This window comes from Rhodopseudomonas faecalis, assembly GCF_003217325.1.
In the GTDB taxonomy this organism is placed as follows: Bacteria; Pseudomonadota; Alphaproteobacteria; order Rhizobiales; family Xanthobacteraceae; genus Rhodopseudomonas; species Rhodopseudomonas faecalis.
Genome location: NZ_QJTI01000003.1, coordinates 51,802 through 78,687, shown reverse-complemented (window position 1 = coordinate 78,687; position 26,886 = coordinate 51,802). Strand labels below are relative to the sequence as shown.

25 protein-coding genes are annotated in these 26,886 nt (G+C 66.3%); 13 read left to right on the top strand and 12 right to left on the bottom strand.

Annotated elements, in window-relative coordinates:
- Positions 1 to 66 precede the first annotated feature (66 nt).
- Positions 67 to 2,085 carry a pseudouridine synthase gene (locus tag BJ122_RS03790; RefSeq protein ID WP_110779837.1) on the bottom strand — a complete coding sequence of 673 codons (2,019 nt, stop codon included), beginning with the start codon at positions 2,083 to 2,085 and terminating at the stop codon, positions 67 to 69.
- A 156-nt stretch (positions 2,086 to 2,241) separates the two neighbouring features.
- Here BJ122_RS03790 and BJ122_RS03785 point away from each other — a divergent pair, with 156 nt between their 5' ends.
- Positions 2,242 to 2,688: a nucleoside deaminase gene (locus tag BJ122_RS03785; protein ID WP_027278440.1), complete on the top strand. Its 447-nt coding sequence runs from the start codon at positions 2,242 to 2,244 to the stop codon at positions 2,686 to 2,688.
- Between the two features lie 10 nt (positions 2,689 to 2,698).
- Here the strand turns inward: BJ122_RS03785 and BJ122_RS03780 are convergent, their stop codons facing one another.
- The 4 genes from BJ122_RS03780 to BJ122_RS03765 all read right to left on the bottom strand — a co-directional run bounded on the left by BJ122_RS03780 (position 2,699) and on the right by BJ122_RS03765 (position 5,108).
- Complete coding sequence (locus BJ122_RS03780; RefSeq protein WP_110779984.1) at positions 2,699 to 3,172, bottom strand: methyltransferase family protein; 474 nt, start codon at positions 3,170 to 3,172, stop codon at positions 2,699 to 2,701.
- A 134-nt stretch (positions 3,173 to 3,306) separates the two neighbouring features.
- Entirely contained in the window at positions 3,307 to 3,801 is a 495-nt protein-coding gene (locus BJ122_RS03775) for a NifB/NifX family molybdenum-iron cluster-binding protein (RefSeq protein WP_110779836.1), read from the bottom strand.
- A gap of 83 nt (positions 3,802 to 3,884) precedes the next feature.
- The gene (gene petA / locus BJ122_RS03770) at positions 3,885 to 4,421 is read right to left on the bottom strand and encodes a ubiquinol-cytochrome c reductase iron-sulfur subunit (RefSeq protein WP_110779835.1); all 537 of its coding nucleotides are present in this window, start codon (positions 4,419 to 4,421) and stop codon (positions 3,885 to 3,887) included.
- 75 nt (positions 4,422 to 4,496) lie between these two features.
- Positions 4,497 to 5,108 (bottom strand): PadR family transcriptional regulator, encoded by a 612-nt coding sequence (locus tag BJ122_RS03765; RefSeq protein ID WP_110779834.1) that lies wholly within the window; start codon positions 5,106 to 5,108, stop codon positions 4,497 to 4,499.
- A 341-nt stretch (positions 5,109 to 5,449) separates the two neighbouring features.
- Here BJ122_RS03765 and BJ122_RS03760 point away from each other — a divergent pair, with 341 nt between their 5' ends.
- Positions 5,450 to 6,580 (top strand): CaiB/BaiF CoA transferase family protein, encoded by a 1,131-nt coding sequence (locus tag BJ122_RS03760; protein WP_110779833.1) that lies wholly within the window; start codon positions 5,450 to 5,452, stop codon positions 6,578 to 6,580.
- Positions 6,581 to 6,629: 49 nt separating this feature from the next.
- Here the strand turns inward: BJ122_RS03760 and BJ122_RS03755 are convergent, their stop codons facing one another.
- The 4 genes from BJ122_RS03755 to BJ122_RS03740 form a co-directional block, all read right to left on the bottom strand.
- Positions 6,630 to 8,693 carry a hypothetical protein gene (locus BJ122_RS03755; protein ID WP_110779983.1) on the bottom strand — a complete coding sequence of 688 codons (2,064 nt, stop codon included), beginning with the start codon at positions 8,691 to 8,693 and terminating at the stop codon, positions 6,630 to 6,632.
- 141 nt (positions 8,694 to 8,834) lie between these two features.
- Positions 8,835 to 11,690 carry a DUF4159 domain-containing protein gene (locus BJ122_RS03750; protein ID WP_110779832.1) on the bottom strand — a complete coding sequence of 952 codons (2,856 nt, stop codon included), beginning with the start codon at positions 11,688 to 11,690 and terminating at the stop codon, positions 8,835 to 8,837.
- Positions 11,687 to 12,622: a DUF58 domain-containing protein gene (locus tag BJ122_RS03745; RefSeq protein ID WP_110779831.1), complete on the bottom strand. Its 936-nt coding sequence runs from the start codon at positions 12,620 to 12,622 to the stop codon at positions 11,687 to 11,689. Before BJ122_RS03745 ends, BJ122_RS03750 begins: the two co-directional genes overlap by 4 nt.
- Positions 12,622 to 13,626, bottom strand: a complete 1,005-nt coding sequence (locus BJ122_RS03740; protein ID WP_110779830.1) for an AAA family ATPase — start codon at positions 13,624 to 13,626, stop codon at positions 12,622 to 12,624. The genes BJ122_RS03745 and BJ122_RS03740 overlap by 1 nt, the downstream gene beginning before the upstream one ends.
- A gap of 214 nt (positions 13,627 to 13,840) precedes the next feature.
- On the opposite strand from BJ122_RS03740, the gene BJ122_RS03735 reads away from it, so the two are divergent.
- The 4 genes from BJ122_RS03735 to BJ122_RS03720 are packed head-to-tail and all read left to right on the top strand — an operon-like array spanning position 13,841 to position 16,644.
- A complete protein-coding gene (locus BJ122_RS03735; RefSeq protein ID WP_110779829.1) occupies positions 13,841 to 14,443 on the top strand; it encodes a DUF1285 domain-containing protein in 603 nt (200 codons plus the stop codon).
- Positions 14,440 to 15,117, top strand: coding sequence for a CoA pyrophosphatase (locus BJ122_RS03730; protein ID WP_245407600.1), 678 nt, complete (start codon positions 14,440 to 14,442; stop codon positions 15,115 to 15,117). Before BJ122_RS03735 ends, BJ122_RS03730 begins: the two co-directional genes overlap by 4 nt.
- On the top strand, positions 15,114 to 15,377 hold the full coding sequence (locus tag BJ122_RS03725) for a DUF6111 family protein (protein ID WP_110779828.1): 264 nt from the start codon (positions 15,114 to 15,116) through the stop codon (positions 15,375 to 15,377). Before BJ122_RS03730 ends, BJ122_RS03725 begins: the two co-directional genes overlap by 4 nt.
- 25 nt (positions 15,378 to 15,402) lie before the next feature.
- Complete coding sequence (locus tag BJ122_RS03720; protein WP_430694756.1) at positions 15,403 to 16,644, top strand: CCA tRNA nucleotidyltransferase; 1,242 nt, start codon at positions 15,403 to 15,405, stop codon at positions 16,642 to 16,644.
- Between the two features lie 43 nt (positions 16,645 to 16,687).
- On the opposite strand, the gene queE is transcribed toward BJ122_RS03720, so the two are convergent.
- The gene (gene queE, locus BJ122_RS03715; protein WP_110779826.1) at positions 16,688 to 17,320 is read right to left on the bottom strand and encodes a 7-carboxy-7-deazaguanine synthase; all 633 of its coding nucleotides are present in this window, start codon (positions 17,318 to 17,320) and stop codon (positions 16,688 to 16,690) included.
- Complete coding sequence (locus BJ122_RS03710; protein WP_110779825.1) at positions 17,317 to 17,793, bottom strand: tRNA (cytidine(34)-2'-O)-methyltransferase; 477 nt, start codon at positions 17,791 to 17,793, stop codon at positions 17,317 to 17,319. Before BJ122_RS03710 ends, queE begins: the two co-directional genes overlap by 4 nt.
- A 289-nt stretch (positions 17,794 to 18,082) precedes the next feature.
- Between BJ122_RS03710 and petA (BJ122_RS03705) the strand changes: the two genes are divergently transcribed.
- The 3 genes from petA (BJ122_RS03705) to BJ122_RS03695 all read left to right on the top strand — a co-directional run bounded on the left by petA (BJ122_RS03705) (position 18,083) and on the right by BJ122_RS03695 (position 21,367).
- Positions 18,083 to 18,610 (top strand): ubiquinol-cytochrome c reductase iron-sulfur subunit, encoded by a 528-nt coding sequence (petA, locus tag BJ122_RS03705; protein ID WP_110779824.1) that lies wholly within the window; start codon positions 18,083 to 18,085, stop codon positions 18,608 to 18,610.
- 52 nt (positions 18,611 to 18,662) lie between these two features.
- Positions 18,663 to 20,738 carry a cytochrome c1 gene (locus tag BJ122_RS03700; RefSeq protein WP_110779823.1) on the top strand — a complete coding sequence of 692 codons (2,076 nt, stop codon included), beginning with the start codon at positions 18,663 to 18,665 and terminating at the stop codon, positions 20,736 to 20,738.
- Between the two features lie 437 nt (positions 20,739 to 21,175).
- Positions 21,176 to 21,367: a hypothetical protein gene (locus BJ122_RS03695; protein ID WP_245407599.1), complete on the top strand. Its 192-nt coding sequence runs from the start codon at positions 21,176 to 21,178 to the stop codon at positions 21,365 to 21,367.
- Between the two features lie 192 nt (positions 21,368 to 21,559).
- Here BJ122_RS03695 and BJ122_RS19395 read toward each other — a convergent pair whose 3' ends face one another.
- Complete coding sequence (locus BJ122_RS19395) at positions 21,560 to 21,742, bottom strand: hypothetical protein (protein WP_210205429.1); 183 nt, start codon at positions 21,740 to 21,742, stop codon at positions 21,560 to 21,562.
- A 62-nt stretch (positions 21,743 to 21,804) separates the two neighbouring features.
- Between BJ122_RS19395 and hyfB the strand changes: the two genes are divergently transcribed.
- The 4 genes from hyfB to BJ122_RS03675 are packed head-to-tail and all read left to right on the top strand — an operon-like array spanning position 21,805 to position 26,880.
- Positions 21,805 to 23,820, top strand: coding sequence for a hydrogenase 4 subunit B (gene hyfB, locus BJ122_RS03690; RefSeq protein ID WP_110779981.1), 2,016 nt, complete (start codon positions 21,805 to 21,807; stop codon positions 23,818 to 23,820).
- The gene (locus BJ122_RS03685; RefSeq protein WP_110779821.1) at positions 23,811 to 24,770 is read left to right on the top strand and encodes a respiratory chain complex I subunit 1 family protein; all 960 of its coding nucleotides are present in this window, start codon (positions 23,811 to 23,813) and stop codon (positions 24,768 to 24,770) included. The genes hyfB and BJ122_RS03685 overlap by 10 nt, the downstream gene beginning before the upstream one ends.
- Positions 24,770 to 25,432, top strand: a complete 663-nt coding sequence (locus tag BJ122_RS03680; protein ID WP_110779820.1) for a hydrogenase-4 component E — start codon at positions 24,770 to 24,772, stop codon at positions 25,430 to 25,432. Before BJ122_RS03685 ends, BJ122_RS03680 begins: the two co-directional genes overlap by 1 nt.
- On the top strand, positions 25,429 to 26,880 hold the full coding sequence (locus BJ122_RS03675; RefSeq protein ID WP_110779819.1) for a hydrogenase 4 subunit F: 1,452 nt from the start codon (positions 25,429 to 25,431) through the stop codon (positions 26,878 to 26,880). Before BJ122_RS03680 ends, BJ122_RS03675 begins: the two co-directional genes overlap by 4 nt.
- The last annotated feature ends 6 nt before the right edge of the window (positions 26,881 to 26,886 follow it).

Sequence of the window (26,886 nt, the reverse complement as noted above, 5' to 3'; positions counted from 1 at the left end):
GGAGCAGGCAGGGGACCATCACGAGGCTTACGAACAGTGGCGGTGATAGCACCGCCACCGCCAATATCACTCCTCGCGCGGGCCGAGGTCGCGCTTGCCCTTGTAGCCGCGCTTCGGGCGTTTCGGCGGGCCGCCAAGGGTGGCTTCCAGCTCGTTGCGCTCGCGCGCTTCGTCGCTGCCGGCGCGCTGCACCAGCACGCGGCGGCCCTTGCGGTCTTCAACCGTGGAGCGCTTCAGCACCGGCTTCTTGACGACCACCGGATCAAGATCGGTGTCGCCCTTGCTGGGCAGCTGCCGGGCGAAATTGGCGCCGGAGGCGGCGATGATCCGCTCGCCGAGCTGCTCGCGCAGCACCCGGGTCTTGACCTCATCGACCTGGCCTTCCTCGATTTCGCCGAGCTGGAACGGGCCATACGACACCCGGATCAGCCGGTTCACTTCGAGGCCGAGATGGCCGAGCACGTTACGCACTTCGCGGTTCTTGCCTTCGCGGATCGCCACCACCAGCCAGACATTGGCGCCCTGGTCGCGTTCCAGCTTGGCTTCGATCGGGCCGTACTTCACGCCGTCGACCTCGACGCCGTCGGCGAGCTGATCGAGCTGCGCCTGGGTGACCTCGCCATGGGCACGGACCCGATAGCGTCGCAGCCAGCCGGTGTCCGGCAGTTCCAGCGTTCGCGCCAGCCCGCCGTCATTGGTGAGCAGCAGCAGCCCTTCGGTGTTGAAGTCGAGCCGGCCGATCGAGATCAGCCGCGGCAGCCCTTCCGGCAGATGGTCGAACACCGTCGGCCGGCCTTCAGGGTCGGAGTGGGTGGTCATCAGCCCGCGCGGCTTGTGATACAGGAACAGCCGGGTGCGCTCCGGCGCCGGCAACGGCTTGCCGTCGACGGTGATCACGTCGCGGTCGGTGACGTCGAGCGCCGGCGAGTTGATGACGCGGCCGTTCACGGCGACGCGGCCTTCAGTCACCCACAATTCGGCATCGCGGCGCGAGCACAGCCCGGCGCGCGCCACCACCTTGGCGACCCGCTCGCCGGCCTTCTTGGCCGGAGCCGGACGCGCCGGGCGGCGCTCGTCGGCCGGGCGCTCGCGATAGGCGCCGCGGCCGCCAAAGGCCGGACGCTTGGCGAAAACCTTGCTGTCGTCCTCATTGTCGCGGCGCGGCCGGTCCGAGAACCGCGGACGGTCGCCGCGTTCACCACGCTCTCCGCGTTCGCCACGCTCGCTGCGCGGATGCTCCTGCCAGCGATCCTGGCGCGGCCGATCGAAGCCGGGACGATCCTCGCGCGAACGCGAAAAACGCGGACGCTCTGCGCCGCGCTCATCACCGCCGCGCTCAGCGCGCCGCTCGTCGCCGAAGCGGCCACGCGGCTTCTTGTCGGCAAAGCCCTTGTCGTCGTCGCGCTGCCACGGCTTGCTGTCGCGGCGCGGCCGATCGCTGAAATCGCGCTCGCCATGGGGCTTGCGATCGCCGAATTTGCGGTCGCCGAACGGCTTGCGCTCACCAAACGGCTTGCGATCGCCGAACGGCTTGCGGTCGCCGAACGATTTGCGGTCGTCGTCCTTGCGGAAACCTTCGCCGCGCGGCGCGCGCGGTTTGCGATCGTCAAACTTACGATCATCGAACTTGCGATCGTCGAACTTCCGTTCGCCGAAGGATTTGCGCTCGCCAAAAGACTTGCGCTCGCCGAACGGTTTACGTTCACCGAACTTCTTGTCCGAGAACCGGCCTTCACCACGTCCTTCACCACGTCCTTCACCGCGCGGGCGGAAATCCTCGCGCGGGCCGCGCGCTGGACGATCGTCGCGGTCAAAGCGCGGCTTGCGCTCATCGTCGCGCCGGCCGCCAAAGCCGCCGCCGGCCTTGGCGTAGGGCTTCTTGTCGAACGACTTTTTGCCAAAGCCGCGACCTTCCTCGCCGCGCTCCGCGCCGCCGCCAAAGCCGCGCTTGGCGAATTTCTTCTCCGGGCCGCGCGCGGCGCCGGAACGGCCCTTGCCGCCGGGTTTGCCGCCCGGCCGGCCAGCGCCTGGCCGGTCACGCCGGCCGCGCGGAGAATCGTTGTGTTTGTCGGTGTCGCGGGGCATGAAAGTCTCGTTTCGGTGTCCGGGATCTGGTGGGAACGGCGGCGTCAACGGGTTCGCGTCGCGACTGGCTGTCGTCGAGGCGAAGTCTCACGCAAAACCGGCATCCACTTTTGCTGAAAGCGGTCTCCTAGCAGAGTTTTGTCGAAGACACGAGGCATGTCCGCACCATCTTTCATGGATTTGGCGCTCGAAGCCGCCGAGGCCGCCGGCGCCGCGGGCGAAGTGCCGATCGGCTGCGTGGTGGTGCACGGCCAGCGGGTGATCGCCAGTGCCGGCAACCGCACCCTGACCGACCGCGATCCGACCGCCCATGCCGAAATTCTGGCGATCCGCCAGGCGGCGGCGCTGCTCGGCAGCGAACGGCTGATCGACTGCGATCTCTATGTGACGCTGGAGCCCTGTACCATGTGCGCGGCCGCGATCTCGTTCGCGCGCATCCGCCGGCTGTATTACGGCGCCGCCGATCCCAAGGGCGGGGCGGTCGATTCCGGGGTGCGGTTCTTCGCGCAGCCGACCTGCCATCACGCGCCGGAGGTCTATTCCGCGCTTGGCGAGCAGCGCGCCGCCCGGCTGTTGCGCGAATTCTTTCAGGCGCGGCGCTAGCTTTTGTCTCTCAGAACAGCCAACGCGGCGTCTGCTGCGCATAGGCGGTCCAGGCCGCGCCGAACCGTGCGGCGAGATGCTGTTCCTCGCGGCGGATCGCCAGCCGGTCGACGAGCAGCGCCGAGACCGGCGCGCCGACGATGAACCAGGCATTGCCGCCCGCAAGGCCGATGCCGAGCAGCAGCAGCGAATTGCCGAGATAGATCGGGTTGCGGCTGAAGCGGAATGGGCCGGAGGTGACGAGCTGATCGGCGGCGCGGTGCGGCAGCACGTTGGTGGCCGCGCGGCGCATGGTGGTGATCGCCCACACATCGAGGCCAAGGCCGATCGCGACCAGCAGCACGCCGGGCAGCGTCAGCCACCACGCCTCGAACAAGGGTAGCGGCAAGATCATGCCGAGCCCGATCGCGGCCAATGCGGTCGCCACCATCAGCATCGGCGGCCAGGGCAGTTTGTTCGGGCGGTTGGCGCGATCGTCGGTCATGGTCATGAAGCTCCGTGGCCGTTCGTTATACGACAATGGTGCGGAGCTGCAATTTTGCCAGCGGTCCCGGTTCCGCGCCAAGCCGAACCCGGACCGCTGTGGAGTTCGTGACGCCTTGGCGTCAAGCCTGGTGTTTAGTTGCTGCCGCAGGTGCAGTTGCCGCAGCAGCCTTCCTTGCTGCCATGGCCATGCTCATGGCCGTGATGGTGGTCATGGTGATGGTGGTCATGATCGTGGTCGTGGTGATGGTGGCCATGATCATGGTGATGATCGTGACCATGCTCATGATCATGGGCGTGCGGTGCCGAGGTCTGCAACCGGCCGGCGACATAGTCGGTCACCGCGGTGACCGGGTCGGTCTCATCGGTGGTCAGAGCGGCGATGCCGCGCGCCGCCATCCGGTTGATGAAGCCGGCGCCGGCGCTGCCGGCGATCACCACTTGCACGCTGTCGAGCGGGTGCGGGCCATCGCCCTTGAATTCGTGGATCGCCTGATCCTTGGCCAGTTCGATCCGCTCCACCTCGGCGCAGGGCTGGCCGGCGGCGGCTTCAAACACCATGAATCGGCGGGTCATGCCGGCATGGCCGGTGATGGTGCGGAAATTCTGGCTGGCAACGGCAATACGCATCGGGGTCTCCAATCGGGCCAAAAAAACGGCCGGCGGCGCGGATTGCTCGCGTCGCCGGCCGCGGAGGTAGCTGGCGGGATCGATCAGGCGGTCTGGCCGATCACGATCTTGCTGTCGGACAGGAAGTCGTAGGGTACCAGCGCCAGATTGGCCGGCGCCGGGCCGGCGCGTACGCGGCCCGAGGAGTCGTATTGCGAGCCGTGGCACTGGCAGAACCAGCCCTGGTAGTCACCCTGATGATAGGTCGGAATGCAGCCGAGATGGGTGCAGATGCCGACCACCACCAGCCACTGCTCATGGCCAGCCTTCACGCGCTGCTCATCGGACTGCGGATCGCGCAGGCTCTGCAGGTCGGTGTTGCGGGCGAACGCAATTTCTTCGGGCGTGCGGTGATTGATGAAGATCGGCTGGCCGCGCCAAAACACCTTGATCGATTGGCCTTCGGCGATCGGCGCCAGATCGACTTCGATCGGCGCACCGGCGGCCACCGCGGAGGCGTCCGGATTGAGCTGCGAGATGAACGGCCACGTCACCGCAGCAGCGCCGACGGCCGCAACGGCGCCGGTGGCCACGAACAGGAAGTCGCGGCGAGTGGGTGTGGCAGGTAGGGCTGTTGTCATTTAGGACCTCCTATCGGCATGGCGCTTGGCGCCATCGCCAGTGAAACGGCAAACAGATCGATCGAGCGGCGCGTGTTACGCCTTGCGCAGCTCCGTGGCAGTACGGGCAAGGATCGCCACCAGTTCGGCTTCAGCTTCCGGATTGCGGGCCAATTGCTGAGCGGCGACTTGTTGTAAATTGAGTAGTGCGGCCCGGAGCAGCGCCGGCAGCCCGGAACCGAGTTCGTCGCGGCTTTCGGCCTGATCATCGCTGCGCTGGCGCAGCGCGCGTTCGCCGAGCGCGGCCAAGCGGCTGAGCACCGCTTCGGCGATGGCGCGATTGTCGGCGAAGTGACCGCGGCCTTCCTCGGTGAGCACATAGAGCTTCTTGGTGCCTTCCTGCTGCGACGACAGGTAGCCGAGATCTTCCAGGAAAGTAAGGGTCGGATAGACCACGCCGGGGCTCGGCGCATAGACGCCGGCGGTCTTTTCTTCTAGCACCTTGATGATGTCATAGCCGTGGCGCGGCTGCTCGGCGATCAGCGCCAGCGCGATCAGGCGCAGATCACCCTGTGCCAGAATCCGGCCGCGCATCATTTCGCCATCGCCGCCAAACCCGCGGCCCAGGCCCCGACCAAAGCCGCGACGGCCGCCACCATGGCAGCCGAGGCCGCCGCAGCGCCGTCCACCATTGTCGCTCATGCTCATGGGCTAGGTCTCGCCTTCGATAACGAGCTTTAAGATATAGCGGGAAACATATCCCTTCAAGATATATCTTTAGAGGTTCTAATCAGTCCGACCGGTGGTCGGGAGCAAGGCTGAGGGCCGGATGCCAGCGGCCGCGCGGGGGGGCGTCAAATCGGCGCTATACACCACTCAACAGATTGAAATTGTGTTGAGACGCTGCCGGCGACCACCGCGCGGAATTCGCGGCGCAACTTTGCGTGGAGCGGCGCGGCGGGCGCGCTTGTGCCGGTTTAGGGGGCGCGGCACAATCTCCGCCTCAAACGCGGCCGGGCAGCGGCCGCCACCAACAACGGAAACGCCTCGTGACTGACACCTTGACTTCGTCCGCCTCCCATCCGTCCCAGGCCGCGGCTCGCTCCGGCCCGCTCGCCGGCCTGCGCATCGTGGAATTCGCCGGGCTCGGGCCCGGGCCGTTCGCCGCGATGATGCTGGCCGATATGGGCGCCGAGGTGGTGACGCTGACCCGCGGCGCCCAGCAGCTCGGCCTGCGCGGCGGGGTGATGATGCGCGGCCGCCGCGAGATCGTCGCCGATCTGAAAGACCCGCAATGCGCCGCCGCGGTGCTGAAACTGCTGGACGGCGCCGATGCGCTGATCGAAGGCTTTCGCCCCGGGGTGATGGAGCGGCTCGGCTTTGGTCCCGATGTGGTGCTGGCGCGCAATCCGCGGCTCGTTTACGGCCGCATGACCGGCTGGGGCCAGTCCGGCCCGCTCAAGAACGCCGCTGGCCATGACATCAATTATATCGCGCTGACCGGCGCGCTGGCTGCGATCGGCCCCAAGGACAAGCCGGCGCCGCCGCTCAATCTGGTCGGCGATTATGGCGGCGGCGCGCTCTATCTGGTGGTCGGCGTGCTGGCCGCGCTGCTCGAAGCGCAGCGCTCTGGCCAGGGTCAGGTGGTCGATGCCGCGATGTGCGACGGCGCGGCCTCGCTGATGTCGCTGTTCTGCGAATTGGCGGCCGCCAAGCGCTGGAAGGATGGCCGCGACAGCAATCTGCTCGATGGCGGCGCGCATTTCTACGGCACCTATGAGTGCAAGGACGGCGAGTTCGTCGCGCTTGGTTCGATCGAGCCGCAGTTTTATGCCGAGCTGCGCAAGCTCGCCGGGCTCGACGATCCGCTGTTCGACCGGCAGATGAGCCCGAAGGATTGGCCGGCGCTGAAAGAGAAGATGGCCGAGGTGTTCAAGACCAAGACCCGCGCCGAATGGTGCGCGATCATGGAAGGCACCGACGTCTGTTTCGCGCCGGTGCTGTCGCTGACCGAAGCGCCGCACCATCCGCATATGGCGTCCCGTCAGGTGTTCGTGGAGCATGACGGCATCACCCAGCCGGCGCCGGCGCCGCGGTTCTCGCGCACGCCCTCGGCAATCCGCGCCACCGAAAGCGCCGATCTCGCCGCGGTCACTGAGGAGTGGCAGCGCGCGCGTTGATGATCTGAAGTCTGATGCGGCGAGGCGTGAGCTCTGGCTACGCCTCCCGCTATTTGCCTTCGCGCAGCCAGGTGGCGGCGAGGGCGCCGAGCAGCAGCAACAGCCCGATCAAGCCCGCAAACACCGGCAGCACGCCGACGCCGGTGACGACGCTGGCGTCGCGCATCCGCACGCCGAGCCAATTGTCGCCGCGGAATGAACCCGCCGAATGCACCGGCACGATGCGCGGCAGCTCCACTTGGCCGGCGCTGGCGATGCGCCGCGCCGCGCCGCCGGTCGCTTCGCTGAGCGGCTTCAGCACCTCGGTGGTCGAGGTCACTTCCGAAAACTCTTTCGGGTTGAGCGGCCCGACATTGATCAGCGCTTTCAGATTGCCGTCGCTGGCCTGCCACAGCCCGAGTTCATCGGCCGGAACGGTGGCGCGCCAGGCGCCGGGATCGCCGGCGCTCAGCGTCAATTCGCGGCGGATGCCGGACGGCGAGGTCACCGTCACCGGCTTGACGCTGTCGGCCATGGTCTGGCGCAGCACCATGAGATCGCGGCCCTGCACCGACAGTTTCAGCGCTTCCTCTTCGAGGTCGGGCTGCTTCATCAGCCAGTGCGACATACGCCGCAGCAGATCGAGATGCGGGCCGCCGCCCTCAAAGCCGCGCGCCCACAGCCAGATGTGGTCGGACAGCAAGAGCGCGACCCGGCCCTCGCCATAGCGCGACAGCAAGAGCAGCGGCTTGCCGTCGGCGCCGGTCATCACCGGCGGCACCGCGACATTGCGGGTATCGACCGTGCGGAAGAACCGGCTCCAGCGCGGCGGCTCGGAGGCCGAGCCTTCCAGCCCGCGCGTCACCGGATGGCGCTTGCCGCTGTCGCTGAGATGGGCGTGGAACGGCTTTTCGGTGACGCCGACCGGCTCGGCCGGCAGCACCGTATCGAGCGGCGTGCGCCAGATCGAGGTGATTGAGGCGTAGTCCGGCCCGGCCGACACCAGCACCGCGCCGCCATTCTTCACATAGCGCGCGATGTTGTCGAAATAGGCGATCGGCAGCACGCCCTGCCGCGCGTAGCGATCGAAGATGATCAGCTGAAACTCGTTGATCTTCTGCTGGAACAGCTCGCGGGTCGGGAAGGCGATCAGCGACAATTCGTTGATCGGCGTGCCGTCCTGCTTCTCCGGCGGGCGCAGAATGGTGAAATGCACCAGATCGACGCTGGCGTCCGATTTCAGCAGATTGCGCCAGGTGCGCTCGCCGGAATGCGGCTCGCCCGACACCAAGAGCACGCGCAGCTTGTCGCGCACGCCGTCGATCGCGATCACCGCGCGGTTGTTGACCAGCGTCAGTTCGTTCTCGACCGGCGAGGCTTCGATTTCCACGATATTGGCGCCGGCGTGCTTGATCTCGATTTTCACGCTGGCGATTTCGCCGCTCGCCATGGTGCGCTCGGCCACGGTCTCGCCGTCGCGGCGCACTGCAACGCGGGCACGGCCGCCGCTAATGCCCTGATCATCGAGCCGGAACGTCACGGTCTGAAACTGGCCGACAATGCCAAAGCGCGGCGCGGCGGTGATGGCAATGCGGCGGTCGCGCTCGTCCTTGCTGCCGGTGATCAGCGCATGCACCGGCGCCTGAAAGCCGAGCGCGGCGGCATTGGCCGGCACGTCATGAACGCGGCCGTCACTGATCAGGAACGCGCCGGCGACCCGGTCGGTCGGCACATCGGCGAGCGCAGAGGCGAGCGCGCCGAATAATTGCGTGCCGTCGGTCTCGCCATCGGCGCGGCCGGCTTCGACCACGCGCACTTCCAGGCCCTTGATCTGCTGCAGCCGTTCCAGCAGCGCCTCGCGCGCCGCGGCGGTTTCCTGCCGGCGCGTGCCGAAATTCTGGCTCGGGCTGTTGTCGATCACCACCGCGGCGACGGAACTGAGCGGTTCGCGCTGCTCGCGCGTGAACGACGGGTTGGCGAGCGCCAGCACCAGCAGCGCCAGCGCCGCGATGCGCAGCAACGCGCCGCGCCGCCGGCCGATCAGCAACAGCGCCGCGATCAGCAGCACCGCGCCGAGCGCGACCCACAGCACCAGCGTCGGAACCAGCGGTGCGAACACGATGCCGTAGTGCATCAGCACTCCTTCCTTCCGCTGTCATTCCGGGGCGCGCGCAGCGCGAACCCGGAATCCAGAGGTTGTTGGATCGAGATTCCGGATCGATCCGCTGCGCGGATCGTCCGGAATGACGAGCTGATTGTGTTGCGGACGCCCATCCTACTGCCCCAGCCGTTCGATCAGTGCCGGGGCGTGCACCTGGTCGGCCTTGTAGTTGCCGGTCAGGGTGTACATCACGATGTTGACCCCGGCGCGGAAAGCGAATTCGCGTTGGCGCGGCTCGCCGGGCGTCATTGGCAGCATCGGCAGGCCATCGTCGCGCAGCGCCCAGGCGCCGGCGAGATCGTTGGAGGTGATGATGATCGGCGACACGCCGTCGCCGCCGCGCGCCGGCCGGGCCGCGCCGTCATCATCGTCATCGCCGCGCGGCAGTGTTTCGACCCAGGTCTGGCCGCTCTCGAACCGGCCGGGGAAGTCGCGCAGCAGATAAAAGGTTTTGGTCAGCACATGCTCGCGCGGCACCGGCTCGAGTTCCGGCACGTCGAGCGAGGAGAGCAGCGTGCGCAGCGTCGCCATGCCGGGGGTCTGCGCTTCGCCATTGGCGCCGGGCGGCGCCTCGATCGCATCGCGGGTGTCGAACAGCACGGTGCCGCCCTGCTTCATATAGGCGTCGATCCGGTTGATTGCTTCCTGCGGCGGTTTGGGCGCGCCGGCCACCACCGGCCAGTAGATCAGCGGATAGAACGCGAGCTCGTCCTTGGCCGGATCGATGCCGACCGGATCGCCAGCTTCAAGCGCGGTGCGCTGCGCCAGAAACAACGTCAGCCCGTTCAGCCCGGCTTTGACGATGGCATCGACATCGGCATTGCCGGTGATCACGTAAGCGAGCCGGGTCTGCGACACCGCCTTGATGGCGGCATCATCCGTGGCCGCGGTTTTGGCCACGGGGTTTTTGGGCGGGGTGTTGCGCGCTTTGCCTTGCGCCAGCGCTGCCGACGATGACAGCGCCAGCGTCGCCGCCAGTGCTGTGATCAAGACGGCCGCGGTCGCCGAGCGGCGGCGCAGCAGCATCGCAAGCCCGCCGCCGAGTAGCGCGATGATGATGGCGTCGAGTACGAACAGCCCGAGCGCCGCGCTCAGCAGCATGCCGCGCAGATCGTTCGGCTCGCCGGTGCCATAGCTGGTGCGGCGTGCGGACAGCGGCGAGGTGTCGAGCGCGGTCAGTTGATCGGTCGCGGTCAGCGCATTGAGCGCCACCGGGCCATCGGCGACGCCGTAGAAGCCGGGCGGGTGGTCGGCATTGGCGCGGCCACGGAAATCGGCGTCCATCGGCTTGGCGGTGGCGGGCGGCGGGCCGAGCGCGCCAAAGCCGTCGAGCGTGCGCAGCGGCGCCACGGTTTCCGCAGTGGTTTCGCCATTGCCGCTTCCGCCGGGCGCGGCGGTGTAGCCGGACAGATCGACAATCCGGCGCAGCATTTCGACAAAGCTGCCCGACATCGGCAGGTCGGACCAGCGCATGTCGGCGCTGACATGGAACAGCACCAATAGCCCCTTGCCGCGCCGTTCGCCGGTGACCAGCGGCGTGCCGTCGGCGAGCGAGGCCCAGCTTTTGGCGGGCAGGCTGGCGTCGGGCTCGGCCAGCACCTGGCGGCTGACGGTGACGTCCTTTGGCACGGCGAGCCCGGCGAACGGGCCATCGGCGGCGAAGGCTGCGAGGCTTTGCGGCTTTTCCCAGGTCAGGCTGCCGCCGAGGCTACGGCCGCCGCGCCGCAGCCGCACCGGCACCAGATCGTCGTCGGATTTGGCCAGATGCGGACCGGCGAACCGCACCAGCACGCCGCCGCTTTCCAGCCAGGTCTTGAGCCGGTCGCGCAGCTCCGGCGACAGCGTGCCGACATCGGCCAGCACCAGCATCGGCAGTTTCTGGTCGAGGAACTGGCCGATCGCCTGCTGCACCGCGCCGCGTTCGCCGACCCGGACATCGGCAAACGGCCCGAGCGCCCGGGTCAGATAAAAGGTCTGCGCCAGCAGCGGCTGCGCAATGTCGGCGGACGAGCCCGACACCACGCCGATCGCGCGGCGCCGCCAGCGCTTGTCGAGCAGATGCACCGCGCCGGCCGATCGCTCGCTGGCGATTTCCAGCCGGGTGATGTCGTTGCGCAGCTCGACCGGCAGCTCGAACGAGGTTTCGGTTTCGCGCTCCTGCGCGGTGAAGGCAAAGCGCGCTTCGCCGATCGGCGCGCCCTTCTGGTCGAGCGCGCGCACGCTGCCGGCTTCGGCGCCGCCACCGGCGCGCAGCACTTTGACCGTCATTTTGGCGGCGTTGTTGTCGGCGGCAGCCAGCGCATGGGCGGGCGGCGCGCCCTCCATGATGGTCAGCGGCCGCTGCTGCACCACGCGGGCAAGGCCGCTGACGAAGTCGGCGCCGCCGCCGCTATCGACGCCGTCGGTGAGCCAGACCAGCTCGGCATCGCCGATCGATTGCAAGAGCCGCTGCAAGGCGGGCAGCGCGTCGGCGCGCTCGACCGCATAGGGTTTGGGCGACAACTGGCGCAGCGCGACCCGCGCGGTGCTGCCGGGCTGCAGCGAAAGTTCGCGGGTTGCGGCGGATAGCGGCAGCAGCGCCACCGCGCGGCGCGCGCTATCGGCTTCGGCGATCAACTGATCGGCGGCGCTCAGGCGCAGTTCCCAGCTCGGCGCGGCGCTCCAGCCATCATCGATCAGCAGCACCAGCGGCGCATTGCCGGAACTGCCGGCGCTTTGCGGATTCCACACCGGGCCGGCGGCGGCCAGGATCACCAGCGCCGCGGCGGCAAGGCGCAGCGCGGTCAGCCACCAGGGCGTGCGCGCCGGGGTTTCTTCTTTGGGCGCGATCTCGAGCAGCAGCCGGGTCGGCGGGAAATCGATCCGCCGCGGCCGCGGCGGCATCACCCGCAACAGCCACCACAGCACCGGCAGGCTCAAAAGACCAAGGAGCAGCAGCGGCTGGGCAAAGGACAGCGGCAGACCGATCATGCGCTGCGCCCCACTTTGACGCCGGGGCTGCCGGCTTTGCTCGCCATCAGCCCGGCATGCAGATAGAGCAGCAATTCCGCCGCCGAGCGGCTGGTGGTGTGAGTGGTAAACAGCCAGCCGAGCTTGCCGGTTTCGGCGCGGATCGCGTCGCGATGGGCGGCGACGCGCGCCACATAATCCTGCGCCCAGCTTTCGGCGCGGCCGGTGGTGATCACTTCGCCGCTTTCCGGCTCGACGAACTCGACCCGGCCGGAATAGGGGAAAGTCTCTTCAGCAGGATCGACCACCTGCACCAGCGTACCGTGCGCGCCGGAGGCCGACAGCCCGGCTATCAGGCCGCGGATTTCAGCGATCGGCGACCAGAAATCCGACAACACCACGATTTCGGCGAGCGCGGTCGGCACGAATGACGATGGCAGGCTCGGGCGCGGCGCGCTGTCATGCAGCATCGCCTGCGCGATCTTGTCGATCACGTTGCCGTTCGAGGTCGGGTTCATCAGGCCGGGCACGCCGACCCGCTCGCCGCCCGCCACCAACAGTTCGGCGAGCGCGAAGGTCACGATCAGCGATCGTTCCAGCTTGCTGTCGCGCACGCCCCTGGACGCAAACGCCATCGAGGCGGAGCGGTCCGGCCACAGCCACAGCGTATGCGCCGCCTCCCATTCCTGCTCGCGCACATAGAGATGGTCGTCGCGCGCCGAGCGCCGCCAATCGACATTCTGCGACGGCTCGCCCGACACAAAGCGGCGATATTGCCAAAAACTCTCGCCGGCCCCGGCGCGGCGCCGGCCATGCACGCCATGAATGACATTGGCGGCGATGCGCCGCGCCTCCAGCATCAGCCGCGGCAGCGAGGCGGCCAGGCTGCGGCTTTCGCCGTCAGCGCGCCGGATCGCAGTGGTTTCGGTGAGCGGCTGCGTTGCCGGCGCCATCAACCGATCCGCGATCTGAGCTGGCCGATCACCGCGGGCACGGTATGACCTTCCGCACGGGCGGCGAAGGTGAGCGCCATGCGGTGTTTCAAGATCGGTTCGGCGAGGTCGAGCACGTCGTCGATCGACGGTATCAGCCGGCCGTCGATCAGCGCGCGGGCGCGCACCGCCAGCATCAGCGACTGGCTGGCACGCGGGCCGGGGCCCCAGGCGATCAGCTTGCCGGTGGCGCCGGCATCGGGGCCGGGACGGGCTGAGCGCACCAGCGTCAAAATCGCTTCCACCACGGAATCGCCAACCGGCAGCCGCCGCACCAGCCGCTGCGCGCCGATCAGCGCTTCGGCGGTCATCGCCGCCTTGGCGAGCGTTTCGTCGGCGCCGGTGGTCTCGAACAGGATGCGCCGTTCGGCGTCGCGGTCGGGATAGTCGACGTCGATCTCCATCAGGAAGCGGTCGAGCTGCGCTTCCGGCAGCGGGTAGGTGCCTTCCTGTTCCAGCGGGTTCTGGGTCGCCAGCACGTGGAACGGTTTTGGCAGATCATGGCGCGCGCCGGCGACCGTAATGTGCTGTTCCTGCATCGCCTGCAGCAGCGCTGATTGGGTGCGCGGGCTGGCGCGGTTGATCTCGTCGGCCATCAACAGCTGCGCGAACACTGGCCCCGCGATGAAACGGAACGAGCGCTTGCCCGCGGCGCTTTCCTCCAGCACTTCGGCGCCGAGAATGTCGGACGGCATCAGGTCGGGCGTGAACTGGATGCGCTTGGCGTCGAGCCCAAGCGTGGTGCCGAGCGTTTCCACCAGCTTGGTCTTGGCAAGGCCCGGCACGCCGATCAGCAGCGCATGGCCGCCGGACAAGATGGTTACCAGAGTGTTTTCGACGACGCGGTCCTGGCCGAAGATCACGGTGGCGATCGCATCGCGCGCCGCGCGGATCTGTGCCGACGCCTGTTCGGCCGAGCGAATGATCACGTCTTCCAGCTTCTCGACAGCGTCTGTGCCGGACATCGATTCTTCCTTCCGTGCGACGCGGAGCGCGTCAGGGCAACTGACCGGCCTTCGTTCCACCACGAAGGAAAGCCGTGTTATTCGTTCGCGTTCCGAGGAGGCATTATGCGGGCGGATCACAACCGACCGCATCACGATCCGGCGAGTGAAACAACCTTTGCGTCTTCGGAATTTGCAGCAAACATGGCAATCTTGAAAGTCAGGTCAGGAAACAATGGCGAAGCAAGGGCAAGGCGCAACTCCAAGTCTCGACGGCCTCACGGCCGCGGCGAGCAAAGCGAGCGACGCCGGCCGCGGCCTGCCGCCGGTGCATCTCTGGAACCCGCCTTTCTGCGGCGATCTCGACATCCGGATCGCGGCCGACGGCACTTGGTTCTATCTCGGCACGCCGATCGGCCGGCCGGCTTTGGTGCGGCTGTTCTCCACCGTGCTGAAGCGCGAGCATGACAAATACTATCTGGTGACGCCGGTCGAGAAGGTCGGCATCCGTGTCGATGACGCGCCGTTTCTGGCGGTCGAGATGATCAAGGAACGCAGCGATGTCGGACCGCTGCTGCGCTTTCGCACCAATGTCGGCGATTGGGTGACATGCGATGCCGAGCACGGCTTGCGCTTTGCCAAAGCGGACGATGGCGGGCTGATGCCCTATGTTCATGTGCGCGCCGATCTGTGGGCCAAGCTGACGCGGCCGCTGTACTACGATCTGGTTGACAGCGGCGAGGAGCGGATGGTCGATGGTAAGGCGCTGTTCGGGGTGGCCTCCAGCGGCGCATTCTTTGCGATGGCCGATGCGGAAGAGGTGAGGGCCGCGATGTGAACCGCCCGGTGTTGCCGACCAGTGCCGCGGAATTGCGCGTCGACACCTCGGAGTTTTTCGAGCGCGCGCAGCAGCGGTTGCGCTTTGAGGTGCCGGCGGCGCTTACCGATCCGACGCTGCTGCCGACCAGCGGCGATGCCGACACCGATCAGATGTGGGAAATGATCGCGGCGGAATTTCCGCTGCGGCCGGCGGCGGTGCTGGTGCCGGTGGTGGCGCGCGCGGAGCCGACCGTGCTGCTGACGCTGCGCGCGCCGCATCTCAACAGCCATGCCGGTCAGATCGCCTTTCCAGGCGGCAAGATCGATGCGAGCGATGCCTCGCCGCTCGCCGCCGCGCTGCGCGAGGCTGAAGAAGAGATCGGGCTCGATCGCGGTTTTGTCGAGCCGATCGGTTATCTCAACCTTTATGCCACCAGCTTCGGTTTTCGTATCTTGCCTGCGCTGGCGCGGGTTGCGCCCGGCTTTGAACTGGCGCTCAATAGCTCGGAAGTCGATGACGCCTTCGAGGTTCCACTTTCGTTTCTGATGAATCCCGCCAATCACCAGTTGCACAGCAAGGAATTCCGCGGCGCGATGCGGTCCTACTACGCGATGCCGTTCGCGGAGCGCTATATTTGGGGCGCCACCGCTGGTATCCTGCGTGGTCTGTACGAGCGAATCTATCTGCCATGATCCGTCCCATTCTGACCGAGATCGGGATCTTCCTGATTCCCTTTGCGGTCTATGCGCTCTATCTGGTGGCAAGCCGTTCTCGCCTTTTCGCGCAGTCGTCGTGGCCAGGGCATGTGCTCGCCAAATTGGCGCTCGGCGCGCTGCTGCTCACCATCCTCAGCTTGGTGCTGCTGGCGGACTTCTCCGGCGCGCCCCCGGTCTCCACCTACGTCCCCGCCCATATCGAAGACGGCCGGCTGGTCCCCGGCCAGAGTCAATAAGGGGGCGGGGGTGAGTACGGTTGTAATGCTGAGCAATGCGCCCTGGCTGCGGACCGGACCGGCCGCGCGGGTGCTGGCCCTCCTCAACACGGACGGCGAAGAAGCGCGGGTGATCGGCGGTGCGGTGCGCAATGCTTTGCTCGGCGTGCCGCTCGGCGATGTCGACATCGCCACCACCGCCTTGCCCGAGGAGGTGGTCCGCCGGGCGCAGGCCGCACGCATCAAGAGCGTGCCGACCGGCATCGAGCACGGCACGGTCACGCTGGTGCTGGATGGCACGCCGTTCGAGATCACCACGTTGCGCGAAGACGTCGAAACCTTTGGCCGCAAGGCCAAGGTGGCGTTCGGCCGCGACTGGCAGCGCGACGCGGAGCGCCGCGACTTCACCATCAACGGGCTGTCGGTGACCGCCGACGGCGTGGTCCATGATCATGTCGGCGGGCTCGCCGACATCGCCGCGCGGCGGGTGCGCTTCATCGGCGATCCGGACCGCCGCATCGCGGAAGACTATCTGCGCATTATGCGCTTCTTCCGGATTCATGCCGCCTATGGCCACGGCGAACCGCCGCGCGACGCCTATCTCGCCTGCATCCGCGGCCGCGACGGCCTGGAGACGCTGTCCGCCGAGCGGGTGCGCATGGAGCTGCTCAAACTGATGGTGACGCCCGGCGCGCTGTGCGCCGCGACCGCCATGGCCGATGGCGGGCTGCTGCTGCGGGTGCTCGGCGGCGTGCCTTATCTGGGGCCGTTTTCGGCGATGATCCGCGCCGAACAATCGCTGGGCCTTTCGCCCGATGCTGTGCGCCGGCTCGGCGCGCTGGCGGTGGCGGTCACCGAGGACGCGCGGCGGCTGTCGCAGCGGCTGCGGCTGTCCAATGCCGAAACCAAGCGGCTCGATTCCATGGGCCATCGCTGGTGGCGGCTGGCCGGCATGGACGAAACCATCGCGCGGCGGCGGCTCTATCGGCTGGGTGCGCCGCGCTACCATGACCGCATGATGCAGGCCTTTGCCCGCGCCGGCCGCGATGCCGATTTCGCCAAGTGGCAGCATCTGATCGGGCTGCCGCAGCGCTGGCAACCGCCGACTTTCCCGCTGAAGGCGGCCGATTTCATCGCGCGCGGCGTCGCGCAGGGGCCGGCGCTCGGCCACGTCGTGGCGCTGGCGGAAGACGCTTGGCTGGCCTCGGATTTCGCGCTTGATCCGACGACGCTGAATGCGATCGCCGATCAGACCGTGGCACGTTACGCCCGCGACCATCTGTTGTAGCGGGGCGGCTGTGTAGCGGGCCGCCACATCGGCCGGGATCGGATCAGCGGATGCCGATCACCTTATGGGTCTGCACACTGAGCCGCCATTGCGGATGGTGCAGGCAATAGTCGATCGCCGCCTGGGTATGTGCCGCGGCATCGGGGCCATCGAGCGGTTGCAGCGAAAAATACTCGAACGGCAGCCGTGCGAACCGTTCCGGCTCGGCGCCCGCCTGCGGAAAGACCAGCTTCAGCTCATCGCCATGCTGCAGCACCAGCTCGGTGCCTGCCTTGGGACTGACGCAGATCCAGTCGATGCCATCGGGCGGCAGCATGGTGCCATTGGTCTCCAGCCCGACCGAGAAGCCGAGATCATGCAGCGCATCGATCAGCGCGGCATCGACTTGTAACAGCGGCTCGCCGCCGGTCAGCACCACATAGCGTTCCGCCTCGGCGCCGAGCCATTGCGCCGCAATCGCCTCAGCCAGCTCGGCGGCGTTTTGATAACGCTGCCCGAGCGTGCCGTCGGTGCCGACAAAGTCGGTGTCGCAGAACTGGCAGTCGGCCTTGCCGCGATCCTGCTCGCGGCCGCTCCACAGATTGCAGCCGCTAAAGCGGCAGAACACCGCGGCGCGCCCGGCCTGCGCGCCTTCGCCCTGCAAAGTGAGAAAGATCTCTTTTACGGCGTAGCTCATGGCGCGCCCTGCGAAGTGGAGGTTTGCCAGCTGGTCTGCCGCAACGCTTCACCGGCCACCATCGCCGCGGCGACTGCGATATTGAGCGAGCGTAACCCAGCTTGCACCGGAATCACCAGCCGGGCATCGGCCACCGCCGCCACCTCGTCCGGAACCCCGGCCGATTCCCGGCCGAGCAGCAGCACATCGGTCTGTTCGTACCGGAACTGCCAATAGGGGATTAATCCTTTAGTTGTAAGCAACACCAGCCGGCAGCCGGTTCGATCTCGCCACTCGGTGAACTTGGTCCAGGAATCGTGACGGACGATCTGCACCTGGTCGAGATAATCCATGCCCGCACGCCGGAAATGCCGATCCGACACCGGGAAGCCGGCCGGCTCGATGATATGCGCCTCGACATTCAGGCACGCGCACATCCGCAAAATGGTTCCGCAGTTTTGCGGGATGTCGGGCTGGAACAGGGCGATCCGCATCTGGTGCCAGGCTTCCTTAACAGTCCCGAAAGCACTGTCTGATCATAAGGCTGCATCAGATTCAGGCATTGCGGGTCACTAGGCCGATAGCGGGCTTGCGCTATTTCGGCAAGGGTGCCAATAGAACGACCCTGGACTGGCTGTTCCAACGCTAATCGTTGGTGAAGTGGTCATATTGCCGCGCCTTCGTGGATTGCGGATATCGTAAGCTGCTCTCGGAGCGTGAGTGTGTGTGGCCGCCGCATCGCGCGGTGCACCAGCTAGAGAAGACAAGAAAGGGCTTGTTGTCATGACGACAGAGGTTTCGACGGAACCGACTCGCCGTGATTTTCTATACATCGCGACCGGTGCCGTAGCTGCTGTCGGCGCGGCCGCGGTGGTTTGGCCGTTGGTTACGCAGATGAATCCTGACGCGTCCACGATTGCGGCCGGTGCGCCGATCGAGGTCGATCTTGGTCCGGTTGCTGAGGGCCAGGAAATCAAGGTGTTTTGGCGCGGCAAGCCGATCTACATCATGCACCGCTCTGCGCAGCAGATCGACGAAGCGCGCACGGTGTCGCTGTCGAGCCTGCCCGATCCGCAGAGCGATCAGGAACGGACCAAGGAAGGTTATGAACAGTGGCTGGTGGTGGTCGGCATCTGCACCCATCTTGGCTGCATCCCGATGGCCCGCCAGGGCAATTACAACGGCTTCTTCTGCCCCTGCCACGGTTCCCAGTACGATTCCTCGGGCCGCATTCGCCAGGGGCCTGCGCCGGCCAACCTCCCGGTGCCGCCCTATCAGTTCGTCTCCGCCAGCAAGATCCAGATTGGCTGACGTCACCCCATCCTCCATTAAGCATCGCTGCCATCATTCCTAGGATCGCGACATGAGTGGACCTTCAACCTATCAACCACAACACAAAGTCCTGCAGTGGATAGAACAACGACTGCCGGTGATGAACTTTGTGAACTCCTCCTTCGTGGCGTGGCCGACGCCGCGCAACCTCAACTACTGGTGGACGTTCGGCGCCATCCTCTCGATGATGCTGGTGGTGCAGATCATCACCGGCGTTGTGCTGGCGATGCACTACACCCCGCACGCCGACATGGCCTTCGATTCGATCGAGGCGATCGTCCGTGACGTGAACTATGGCTGGATGATGCGTAACATCCACGCCGCCGGCGCCTCGATGTTCTTCATCGCGGTGTATGTGCACATGTTCCGCGGCCTGTATTACGGGTCGTACAAGGAGCCGCGCGAGCTGCTGTGGATCCTCGGCGTCATCATCTACCTGCTGATGATGGCCACCGGCTTCATGGGCTACGTGCTTCCCTGGGGCCAGATGAGCTTCTGGGGCGCCACCGTGATCACCAACCTGTTCTCGGCCATTCCGCTGGTCGGCGACAGCATCGTGACGCTGCTGTGGGGCGGCTACTCGGTCGGCAACCCGACGCTGAACCGCTTCTTCTCGCTGCATTACCTGCTGCCGTTCGTGATCGTCGGCGTGGTGGTGCTGCACGTTTGGGCAGTTCATGTCACCGGCCAAAACAACCCGACCGGCGTCGAGGCCAAGACCGAAAAGGACACCGTGCCCTTCACGCCCTATGCGACGCTGAAGGACCTGGTCGGCATGTCTGCCTTCCTGATGTTCTTCTCGTGGTTCATTTTCTACATGCCGAACTATCTCGGCGAGGCCGACAACTACATCCCGGCCAACCCGGGCGTGACCCCGCCGCACATCGTTCCGGAATGGTACTACCTGCCGTTCTACGCGATCCTGCGCGCCATCCCGAACAAGCTGCTCGGCGTGGTGGCGATGTTCGGCGCGATCCTGGTTCTGCTGTTCCTGCCCTGGCTCGACAGCTGCAAGGTTCGTTCGTCGCGCTATCGTCCGCTGGCCAAGCGCTTCTTCTGGGCGTTCGTCGCGGTCTGCTTGCTGCTGGGCTGGCTGGGTGCCAAGCCGGCGGAAGGCGTCTACACCGTGATGTCGCAGGTGCTCACCGCTTGCTACTTCGCCTACTTCCTGGTGGTGCTGCCTGTGCTGTCGCGTAAGGAGAAGACCTTGCCGTTGCCGAACTCGATCGCTGACGACGTGCTCGCCAGCTCGGCCTCCAAGGGCAAGTCGCTGGCCTCGGTCGCCGTGATCGCTGCGCTGGCCGGCACCCTGGTGGTCGGCGCCAGCCAGGACGCCAAGGCCTCGGCGGGTGGCAACGTGCCGCCGTCGCTGGAGTGGTCGTTCGCCGGCCCGTTCGGCACCTTCGACCGCGCTCAGCTGCAGCGTGGCTACAAGGTGTACAAGGAAGTCTGCTCGGCCTGTCACTCGATGAAGTATGTCCACTACCGGAACCTCACCGAGCCGGGTGGACCGGGCTTCACCGTCGAGCAGGCCAAGGCGTTCGCTGCCGAAGCCGCGCCGATCAAGGACGGCCCGAACGACTCCGGCGAGATGTTCGATCGTCCGCGCCGCCTTGCCGACCCGTTCCCGTCGCCCTATCCGAACGAAGCCGCTGCGCGGTTCTCGAACGGCGGTGCGGCTCCCCCGGACCTGTCGGTGATCACCAAGGCTCGTTCGTATGAGCGTGGTTTCCCGCAGTTCCTGATCGACCTGGTCACCCAGTTCCAGGAGCAGGGCCCGAACTACGTGGCTGGCTTGCTGCGCGGCTACGAAGACACTCCCCCGGAGGGCTTCGTTCTCCCGGACGGCGCGTACTACAACAAGTACTACCCGGGCCACGCCATCAAGATGCCGCAGATGCTGATGGATGGTGTCGTCACCTATGAAGACGACACGCCGAACACCGCGGATCAGTACGCCAAGGACGTCACCGCATTCCTGATGTGGGCTGCTGAGCCGCACATGGAAGCCCGGAAGCGCCTCGGCCTGCAGGTCATGATCTTCCTGGCTCTGCTGACCGGCCTTCTGTACTTCACCAAGCGCCGGGTCTGGGCCAACGCCCACTGATCGAAGCGATTGGACAACGACAACGGAAAAGCCCCTTCGGGGGCTTTTTTTGTTGCCTGCTCGCCAGCGGCAATCCCTCGGCGTCAGCGCAGCCGCACCGCGACCGTTATCTCCGCCAGGCGATAGCGTCCGTGCTGGAGATGTGGGGGCGATCTGCCCGCGCGGTGGTGCTGCGAAGCGCCCGTGCACCACGGTCGTTTCGGCGTTGTGATGATGCCGATCATGCTTTGCGGCGCTCGCCGGGCAGCCTGGATTGCAGCCGCACCTGATTGCTCGCTGTGCGATCTGTGCGATCGTATTATCAGTTCCTCAACGCATTCAGCAGGATCGGCGGCACAGAACACGGTGCGGCGCGCCTCCGGTAAAATTTGAGCTTTCGACTGAACGGTTGTCGAAAAAAGTGCTGCGATAACGTCGCCTCAGAAGTGAGGGTAGTCATGGTCGAACAATCATCAACGCCAGCTCCGAACGTCGTCGATTTCGTCGACTATCAGTTGCAGCGCAAAACCACTCGCGCCACGGCGCTGAAGCCGCGCATCTGCCGGCATTGCGGCGCCGTGCTCGGCGCCGGCGAGTCCGAGGACGATTGCTCCACCGCCTTGATCAGCTGCACGCCGGGTTGGATCTAAGGAGCGGCCGCCGCTCCCACCCCCCGGATCGGCGAGCCCAGCCTGAGCTGCGCCGCCGCCGCCGGATCGACTGCCGCGCCCGCGGCAGCTGTGCTGAGCGGCCAAGAGTGCCGCCTCAGCTGCCTTTCCCGTCCGCGCCCCGCCGGCGGTTGACCGTTCCGGCAGATCCGCTCGCTGCTCGGAAAGACTGTTTCAAAATGCGACAATTTTCATTCGACACCAGCGGTGGCTTAATAGCTGCTCCGCGAAAAACTCACGAATCGCGGCGAGACAGATATCCCATCTATCAGATATGATGTTTTGAACATCATAAGTGGAGCGGCTATGACCCTCGGTGATGCAAGCACGCATAAAGTCCGGACTGGCGATGGCCATCGGCGGGCGTGCTGCGCGCCGGAACGCCGGTTCTGCGGTAGTGGTCGGGGGCGCCGCTCATGATGTCGGCCGTCGCCCTGCAACTGAGCTGTGTCGGCGCGTTGCTCGCCGTCTCGGTGCTGGCGGTGATGCTGGCGCGCTGGCGGATCGGCAATGCCGTGGTCTATGGCGCCACCTTGCTGCTGTGCGGTGCCGCCTGTTTTGGCGCGCTGCGGGTGCTGGTCACCGGCGCGGCGCCGGGGCCGGGCCTGGTGCTGCCGATCGGCCTGCCATGGCTCGGCGCGCATTTCCGGCTCGATGCGCTGTCCGCGTTCTTCCTGGTGGTGATCAATCTCGGCGGCGCGCTCGCCAGCCTGTATGCGCTCGGCTACGGCCGCCACGAACACGCGCCGCAGCGCGTGCTGCCATTCTTCCCGGCGTTTCTAGCCGGCATGAATCTGGTGCTGCTGGCTAACGACGCATTCTCCTATCTCTTGAGCTGGGAATTCATGTCGCTGGCGTCATGGGCGCTGGTGATGGCGCATCATCGCCAGAGCGGCAATGCGCAGGCCGGCTATGTCTATCTGCTGATGGCCAGTTTCGGCACGATGGCGCTGCTGCTGGCGTTCGGCTTCCTTGCAGGTCCCGCCGGCAACTACGCCTTCGACGCCATCCGCGCCGCCCCGCATTCCGGCGCCGCCGCGACCCTGGTGCTGGTGTTGATGCTGCTCGGCGCCGGCTCCAAGGCCGGCCTGGTGCCGCTCCATGTCTGGCTGCCGCTCGCCCATCCGGCCGCGCCCAGCCACGTCTCGGCGCTGATGAGCGGCGTGATGACCAAGGTGGCGATCTACGGCTTCATTCGCGTGGTGTTCGATCTGCTCGGCCGTCCCGACTGGACCGCGAGCGTGGTGGTGCTGTTGCTCGGCGGCGTCACCGCGGTGATGGGCATTCTCTATGCGCTGATGGAGCGCGACCTGAAGCGGCTGCTGGCCTATTCCACGATCGAGAATGTCGGCATGATCTTTGTCGGCCTCGGGCTGGCGCTGGCGTTTCAGGCCAATGGCCAGGGTCTGCCGGCGGCGCTGGCCTTCACCGCGGCGCTGTTCCACATCTTCAATCACTCGCTGTTCAAGAGCCTGCTGTTCTTCGGCGCCGGCGCGGTGCTGGTCGCCACCGGCGAGCGCAACATGGACCGGCTCGGCGGCCTCATTCACCGCATGCCGGCCACCAGCATCGTGTTCCTGATCGGCGCGGTGGCGATCTCGGCGCTGCCGCCGTTCAACGGCTTTGTCTCGGAGTGGCTGACCTTCCAGGCGGTGCTGCAGAGCCCGCAACTGCCGCAATGGGGCCTGAAAATCATGGTGCCGGCGATCGGCGGCATGCTGGCGCTGGCGGCGGCACTGGCCGCGGCCTGTTTCGTCAAAGCCTATGGCGCCAGCTTCCTCAGCCGGCCGCGTAGCCCGGCCGCGGAAAACGCGCGGGAAGTCGATCGCTTCTCGGTCGCCGCGATGGCGATCCTGGCGCTGCTGTGCCTGCTGGCGGGCATTTTCCCAGGCCTGGTGATGGATGCGCTGGCGCCGGTCAGCGCCGAGATTCTGCACATCCGGCTCGCCGGGCAGACCGAACTACCGTGGCTGTCGATCGTGCCGATCGATCTGCGCCGCGGTTCCTATAACGGCCTCTTGGTGCTGGCCTTCATCGCGATCTCCGCGACGCTCGGCTTCTTGGCGATCCTGAAGCTGTCGTCGCCTGCGGTGCGCCGTGCGCCGGCCTGGGGCTGCGGCTACGCCGAGCCGGTGCCGCTCGCGCAATATTCGCCCGACAGCGTTGCGCAGCCGCTGCGCCGGGTGTTCGGCACGCTGCTGTTCCGCGCCCGCGACCACGTCACCATGCCGCCGCCCGGCAGCGTCGCGCCGGCGAAATTCTCGGTCGAGCTGCACGATCTGATCTGGGAGAACCTGTACGGTCGGATCGCGTCCGCGATCGAATTCGTCTCGACCCGTCTCAACAACATGCAACTGCTGTCGATCCGCGGCTATCTCAGCCTGGTGTTCGCCACGCTGGTCGCACTGCTGGTGGTGATCGCAATATGGGCGTGACCCTCAACGACCTCCTGGTGCAGGGCCTGCAGATGCTGCTGGTGTTCACACTGGCGCCGCTGCTCACCGGCTTCATCCGAAAAGTGAAAGCGCGCTTGATGCGCAAGCGCGGGCCATCGCTGCTGCAGCCCTATCGCGATCTGCTGCGGCTGCTGCGCAAGGATGTGGTGCTGGCCGACAATGCCTCCTGGCTGTTCCGCGCCACGCCCTATGTCACCTTCGCGGCGATCTGGGTGGCGGCGGCGCTGGTGCCGACCTTCGCCACCGGGCTGCTGTTCAACTGGATGGCCGACCTGATCGTGATCGTGGCGCTGCTCGGCACCGCGCGCTTCTTCCTGGCGCTGGCCGGCATGGATGTCGGCACCGCCTTCGGCGGGCTCGGCTCCAGCCGCGAAGTGATGATCGCCGCGCTCGCCGAACCGGCGATGCTGCTGATCGTGTTCTGCGTGGCGCTGGTCGCCGGCTCCAGCCAGCTCTCGACCATCGCCAATTTCATCGCGTCCGCGCAGGTCGGGCTGCGCGTGTCGCTCGGCCTCGCGATGATCGCGCTGATCATGGTGGCACTCGCGGAAAACGCCCGGATTCCGGTCGACAATCCCTCGACCCATCTCGAACTGACCATGGTCCATGAGGCGATGATCCTGGAATATTCCGGGCGTCATCTAGCGCTGATCGAGTTCGGCGCCTTCCTCAAGCTGCTGCTCTATGTGTCGCTGCTGGCCTGCCTGTTCTTCCCCTGGGGCATCGCGGTGTCGGGCGCCGGTCTGCAATCTTATGTGGTCGGCACCGCGGTCTATGTCGTCAAGCTGGCGGCGGTCGGTTTCCTGCTGGCGCTGTTTGAAACCGCGACCGCCAAGATGCGGGTGTTCCGGGTGCCGCAATTCCTCGGCGCCGCCTTGATGCTGGGGCTGCTCGGCACGCTGTTGTTGTTCGTCTCGAAGAGCTTGTGATGCACAGTCTGGCGTTCGATATCTCACACTCGCTGGCCGGCATCCTGGTGCTGATCAGCTTCATGATGCTGTATCAGGACCGGCTCTATTCGCTGCTCAACGTGTTCGCGCTGCACGCCGTGGTGCTGGCGGCCGCGGTCACCTGGCAGGCGATGATCCAAAACGCGCCGCATCTCTATGTCACCGCGGCGATCGCGCTGGTGTTCAAGGCGATCGTGATCCCGGTGGCGCTGCATCGCATCATCCGCCAGCTCGGCATTCACCGCGATATCGAGACCGTTTTCGGCATCGGCCCGACCATGCTGGCCGGCATGGGGCTGGTGGCGCTGTCGATGGTGATCATGCTGCGCGTCACCGCGGAAGCCGACGCGCTGGCGCGCGAAGACCTCGCTTTCGCGCTGTCGGTGGTGCTGCTCAGCCTGCTCGTGATGGTGACGCGCCGTAACGCCGTCAGTCAGGTGGTCGGCTTCATGTCGCTGGAAAACGGCCTGGTGCTGGCCGCCACCGGCGCCAAGGGCATGCCGCTGGTGGTGGAAATCAGCGTGGCGTTCTCGGTTCTGATCGCCTTCATCGTGATCGGCATCTTCCTGTTCCGGATTCGGGAGCGCTTCGACTCGGTCGACGTCGACGATCTCGATCGATCGCGCGGAGAGCGCGGATGACGATGACTGCTTTCGATGCTGTCTATGGCGTGCTGCTGATCCCGATCGGATCGGCGGCGGTGCTGGCGCTGCTGCCGGGCTACCGGCTGACCGCGCGGCTCAATGTGGTGGCGAGCCTTGCCACCTTCATCTCGGCGCTCTTGCTGCTGGCGCTGCCGCGGCCGACCCCGGGGTCGTATGTGCTGGTCGACGACCTCAACATCGTGTTCGTGGTGCTGAACACGTTCGTGGGCTTCACCACCAGCCTGTTCAGCGCCAGCTACATCGCCCATGAGCTGCAGACCGGACGGCTGACCCCAGCCTATCTGCGGTTCTACCACGCCATGTACCAGATCATGATGTTCGGCATGAACCTGGCGTTCGTCTCCAACAATATCGGCCTGATGTGGGTGGCGGTCGAGGTCGCGACGCTGACCACGGTGCTGATGGTCGGCATCTATCGCACCCATGCGGCGCTGGAAGCGGCGTGGAAGTATTTCATCCTGGGTTCGGTCGGCATCGCGTTCGCGCTGTTCGGCACCATCCTGGTCTATATGGCGGCGCTGCCGGTGATCGGCGAAGGCAACGACGCCATGGTCTGGACGCTGCTGATCGAGCGCGCCGGCAATTTCGATCCGGCGCTGCTCAACGTTGCCTTCGTGTTCCTGTTCCTGGGCTACGGCACCAAGGTCGGCTTGGCGCCGCTCCATGCCTGGCTGCCCGATGCCCATGCCGAAGGCCCGACGCCGATCTCGGCCGTGCTGTCCGGACTGCTGCTCAACGTCGCGCTCTATGCGCTGTTGCGCTTCAAGATGCTGCTCGCCGCCAATCCGGATGCGCTGGCGCCCGGCACGCTGATGGTGACCATGGGGCTCGGCTCGCTCTTGTTCGCCGCCTTCATGCTGTATCGGCGCCGCGACATCAAACGGCTGTTCGCCTATTCCTCGATCGAGCATATGGGCATCATCGTGTTCGCGTTCGGCATGGGCGGTCCGCTCGCCAATTTCGCCGGGCTGCTGCATATGGTGATGCACAGCCTGACCAAGTCGGCGATCTTCTTCGCGGTCGGTCACATCACGCAGATCAAAGGCACCCAGCAGATTTCGGAAATCCGCGGCCTCACCGAAAGCCATCCGGCGCTCGGCTGGGGTCTGGTGGTCGGCGTTGCGGCGATCGCCGGGCTGCCGCCGCTCGGCATCTTCATGAGCGAATTTCTGGTGGTCAGCTCCACCTTTGCCCGGCAACCGCTGTTGGCACTGGTGCTGGTGATCGGGCTCTTGGTGGCATTCGGCGCGCTGACGCTGCGGCTGACCAGCGTCGCCTTCGGCGAACCGCGCGGCTCGACCGCGCCGGCTCAGGCGTCCTATGTGCCGATGTTTGCCCATCTGGCGCTGGTGCTGATCGCCGGCTTCTACCTGCCGGCGCCGATCGTGGCCTGGTTCCAGCATGTCGCTCAACTGCTCGGCTAGTGTGAG

Coding starts and splice junctions, on each gene's coding strand:
- BJ122_RS03780 (WP_110779984.1), bottom strand. CDS start 3,172: ATGACCGACGATCGCGCCAACCGCCCGAACAAACTGCCCTGGCCGCCG.
- BJ122_RS03750 (WP_110779832.1), bottom strand. CDS start 11,690: ATGATCGGTCTGCCGCTGTCCTTTGCCCAGCCGCTGCTGCTCCTTGGT.
- petA (WP_110779835.1), bottom strand. CDS start 4,421: ATGACAACAGCCCTACCTGCCACACCCACTCGCCGCGACTTCCTGTTC.
- BJ122_RS03680 (WP_110779820.1), top strand. CDS start 24,770: ATGCACAGTCTGGCGTTCGATATCTCACACTCGCTGGCCGGCATCCTG.
- BJ122_RS03685 (WP_110779821.1), top strand. CDS start 23,811: ATGGGCGTGACCCTCAACGACCTCCTGGTGCAGGGCCTGCAGATGCTG.
- BJ122_RS03790 (WP_110779837.1), bottom strand. CDS start 2,085: ATGCCCCGCGACACCGACAAACACAACGATTCTCCGCGCGGCCGGCGT.
- BJ122_RS03735 (WP_110779829.1), top strand. CDS start 13,841: ATGGCGAAGCAAGGGCAAGGCGCAACTCCAAGTCTCGACGGCCTCACG.
- queE (WP_110779826.1), bottom strand. CDS start 17,320: ATGAGCTACGCCGTAAAAGAGATCTTTCTCACTTTGCAGGGCGAAGGC.
- BJ122_RS03785 (WP_027278440.1), top strand. CDS start 2,242: ATGTCCGCACCATCTTTCATGGATTTGGCGCTCGAAGCCGCCGAGGCC.
- BJ122_RS03745 (WP_110779831.1), bottom strand. CDS start 12,622: ATGGCGCCGGCAACGCAGCCGCTCACCGAAACCACTGCGATCCGGCGC.
- BJ122_RS03695 (WP_245407599.1), top strand. CDS start 21,176: ATGGTCGAACAATCATCAACGCCAGCTCCGAACGTCGTCGATTTCGTC.
- BJ122_RS03710 (WP_110779825.1), bottom strand. CDS start 17,793: ATGCGGATCGCCCTGTTCCAGCCCGACATCCCGCAAAACTGCGGAACC.
- BJ122_RS03755 (WP_110779983.1), bottom strand. CDS start 8,693: ATGCACTACGGCATCGTGTTCGCACCGCTGGTTCCGACGCTGGTGCTG.
- BJ122_RS03765 (WP_110779834.1), bottom strand. CDS start 5,108: ATGAGCATGAGCGACAATGGTGGACGGCGCTGCGGCGGCCTCGGCTGC.
- BJ122_RS03675 (WP_110779819.1), top strand. CDS start 25,429: ATGACGATGACTGCTTTCGATGCTGTCTATGGCGTGCTGCTGATCCCG.
- BJ122_RS03740 (WP_110779830.1), bottom strand. CDS start 13,626: ATGTCCGGCACAGACGCTGTCGAGAAGCTGGAAGACGTGATCATTCGC.
- BJ122_RS03725 (WP_110779828.1), top strand. CDS start 15,114: ATGATCCGTCCCATTCTGACCGAGATCGGGATCTTCCTGATTCCCTTT.
- BJ122_RS03720 (WP_430694756.1), top strand. CDS start 15,403: ATGCTGAGCAATGCGCCCTGGCTGCGGACCGGACCGGCCGCGCGGGTG.
- BJ122_RS03700 (WP_110779823.1), top strand. CDS start 18,663: ATGAGTGGACCTTCAACCTATCAACCACAACACAAAGTCCTGCAGTGG.
- petA (WP_110779824.1), top strand. CDS start 18,083: ATGACGACAGAGGTTTCGACGGAACCGACTCGCCGTGATTTTCTATAC.
- BJ122_RS19395 (WP_210205429.1), bottom strand. CDS start 21,742: ATGGCCATCGCCAGTCCGGACTTTATGCGTGCTTGCATCACCGAGGGT.
- hyfB (WP_110779981.1), top strand. CDS start 21,805: ATGTCGGCCGTCGCCCTGCAACTGAGCTGTGTCGGCGCGTTGCTCGCC.
- BJ122_RS03775 (WP_110779836.1), bottom strand. CDS start 3,801: ATGCGTATTGCCGTTGCCAGCCAGAATTTCCGCACCATCACCGGCCAT.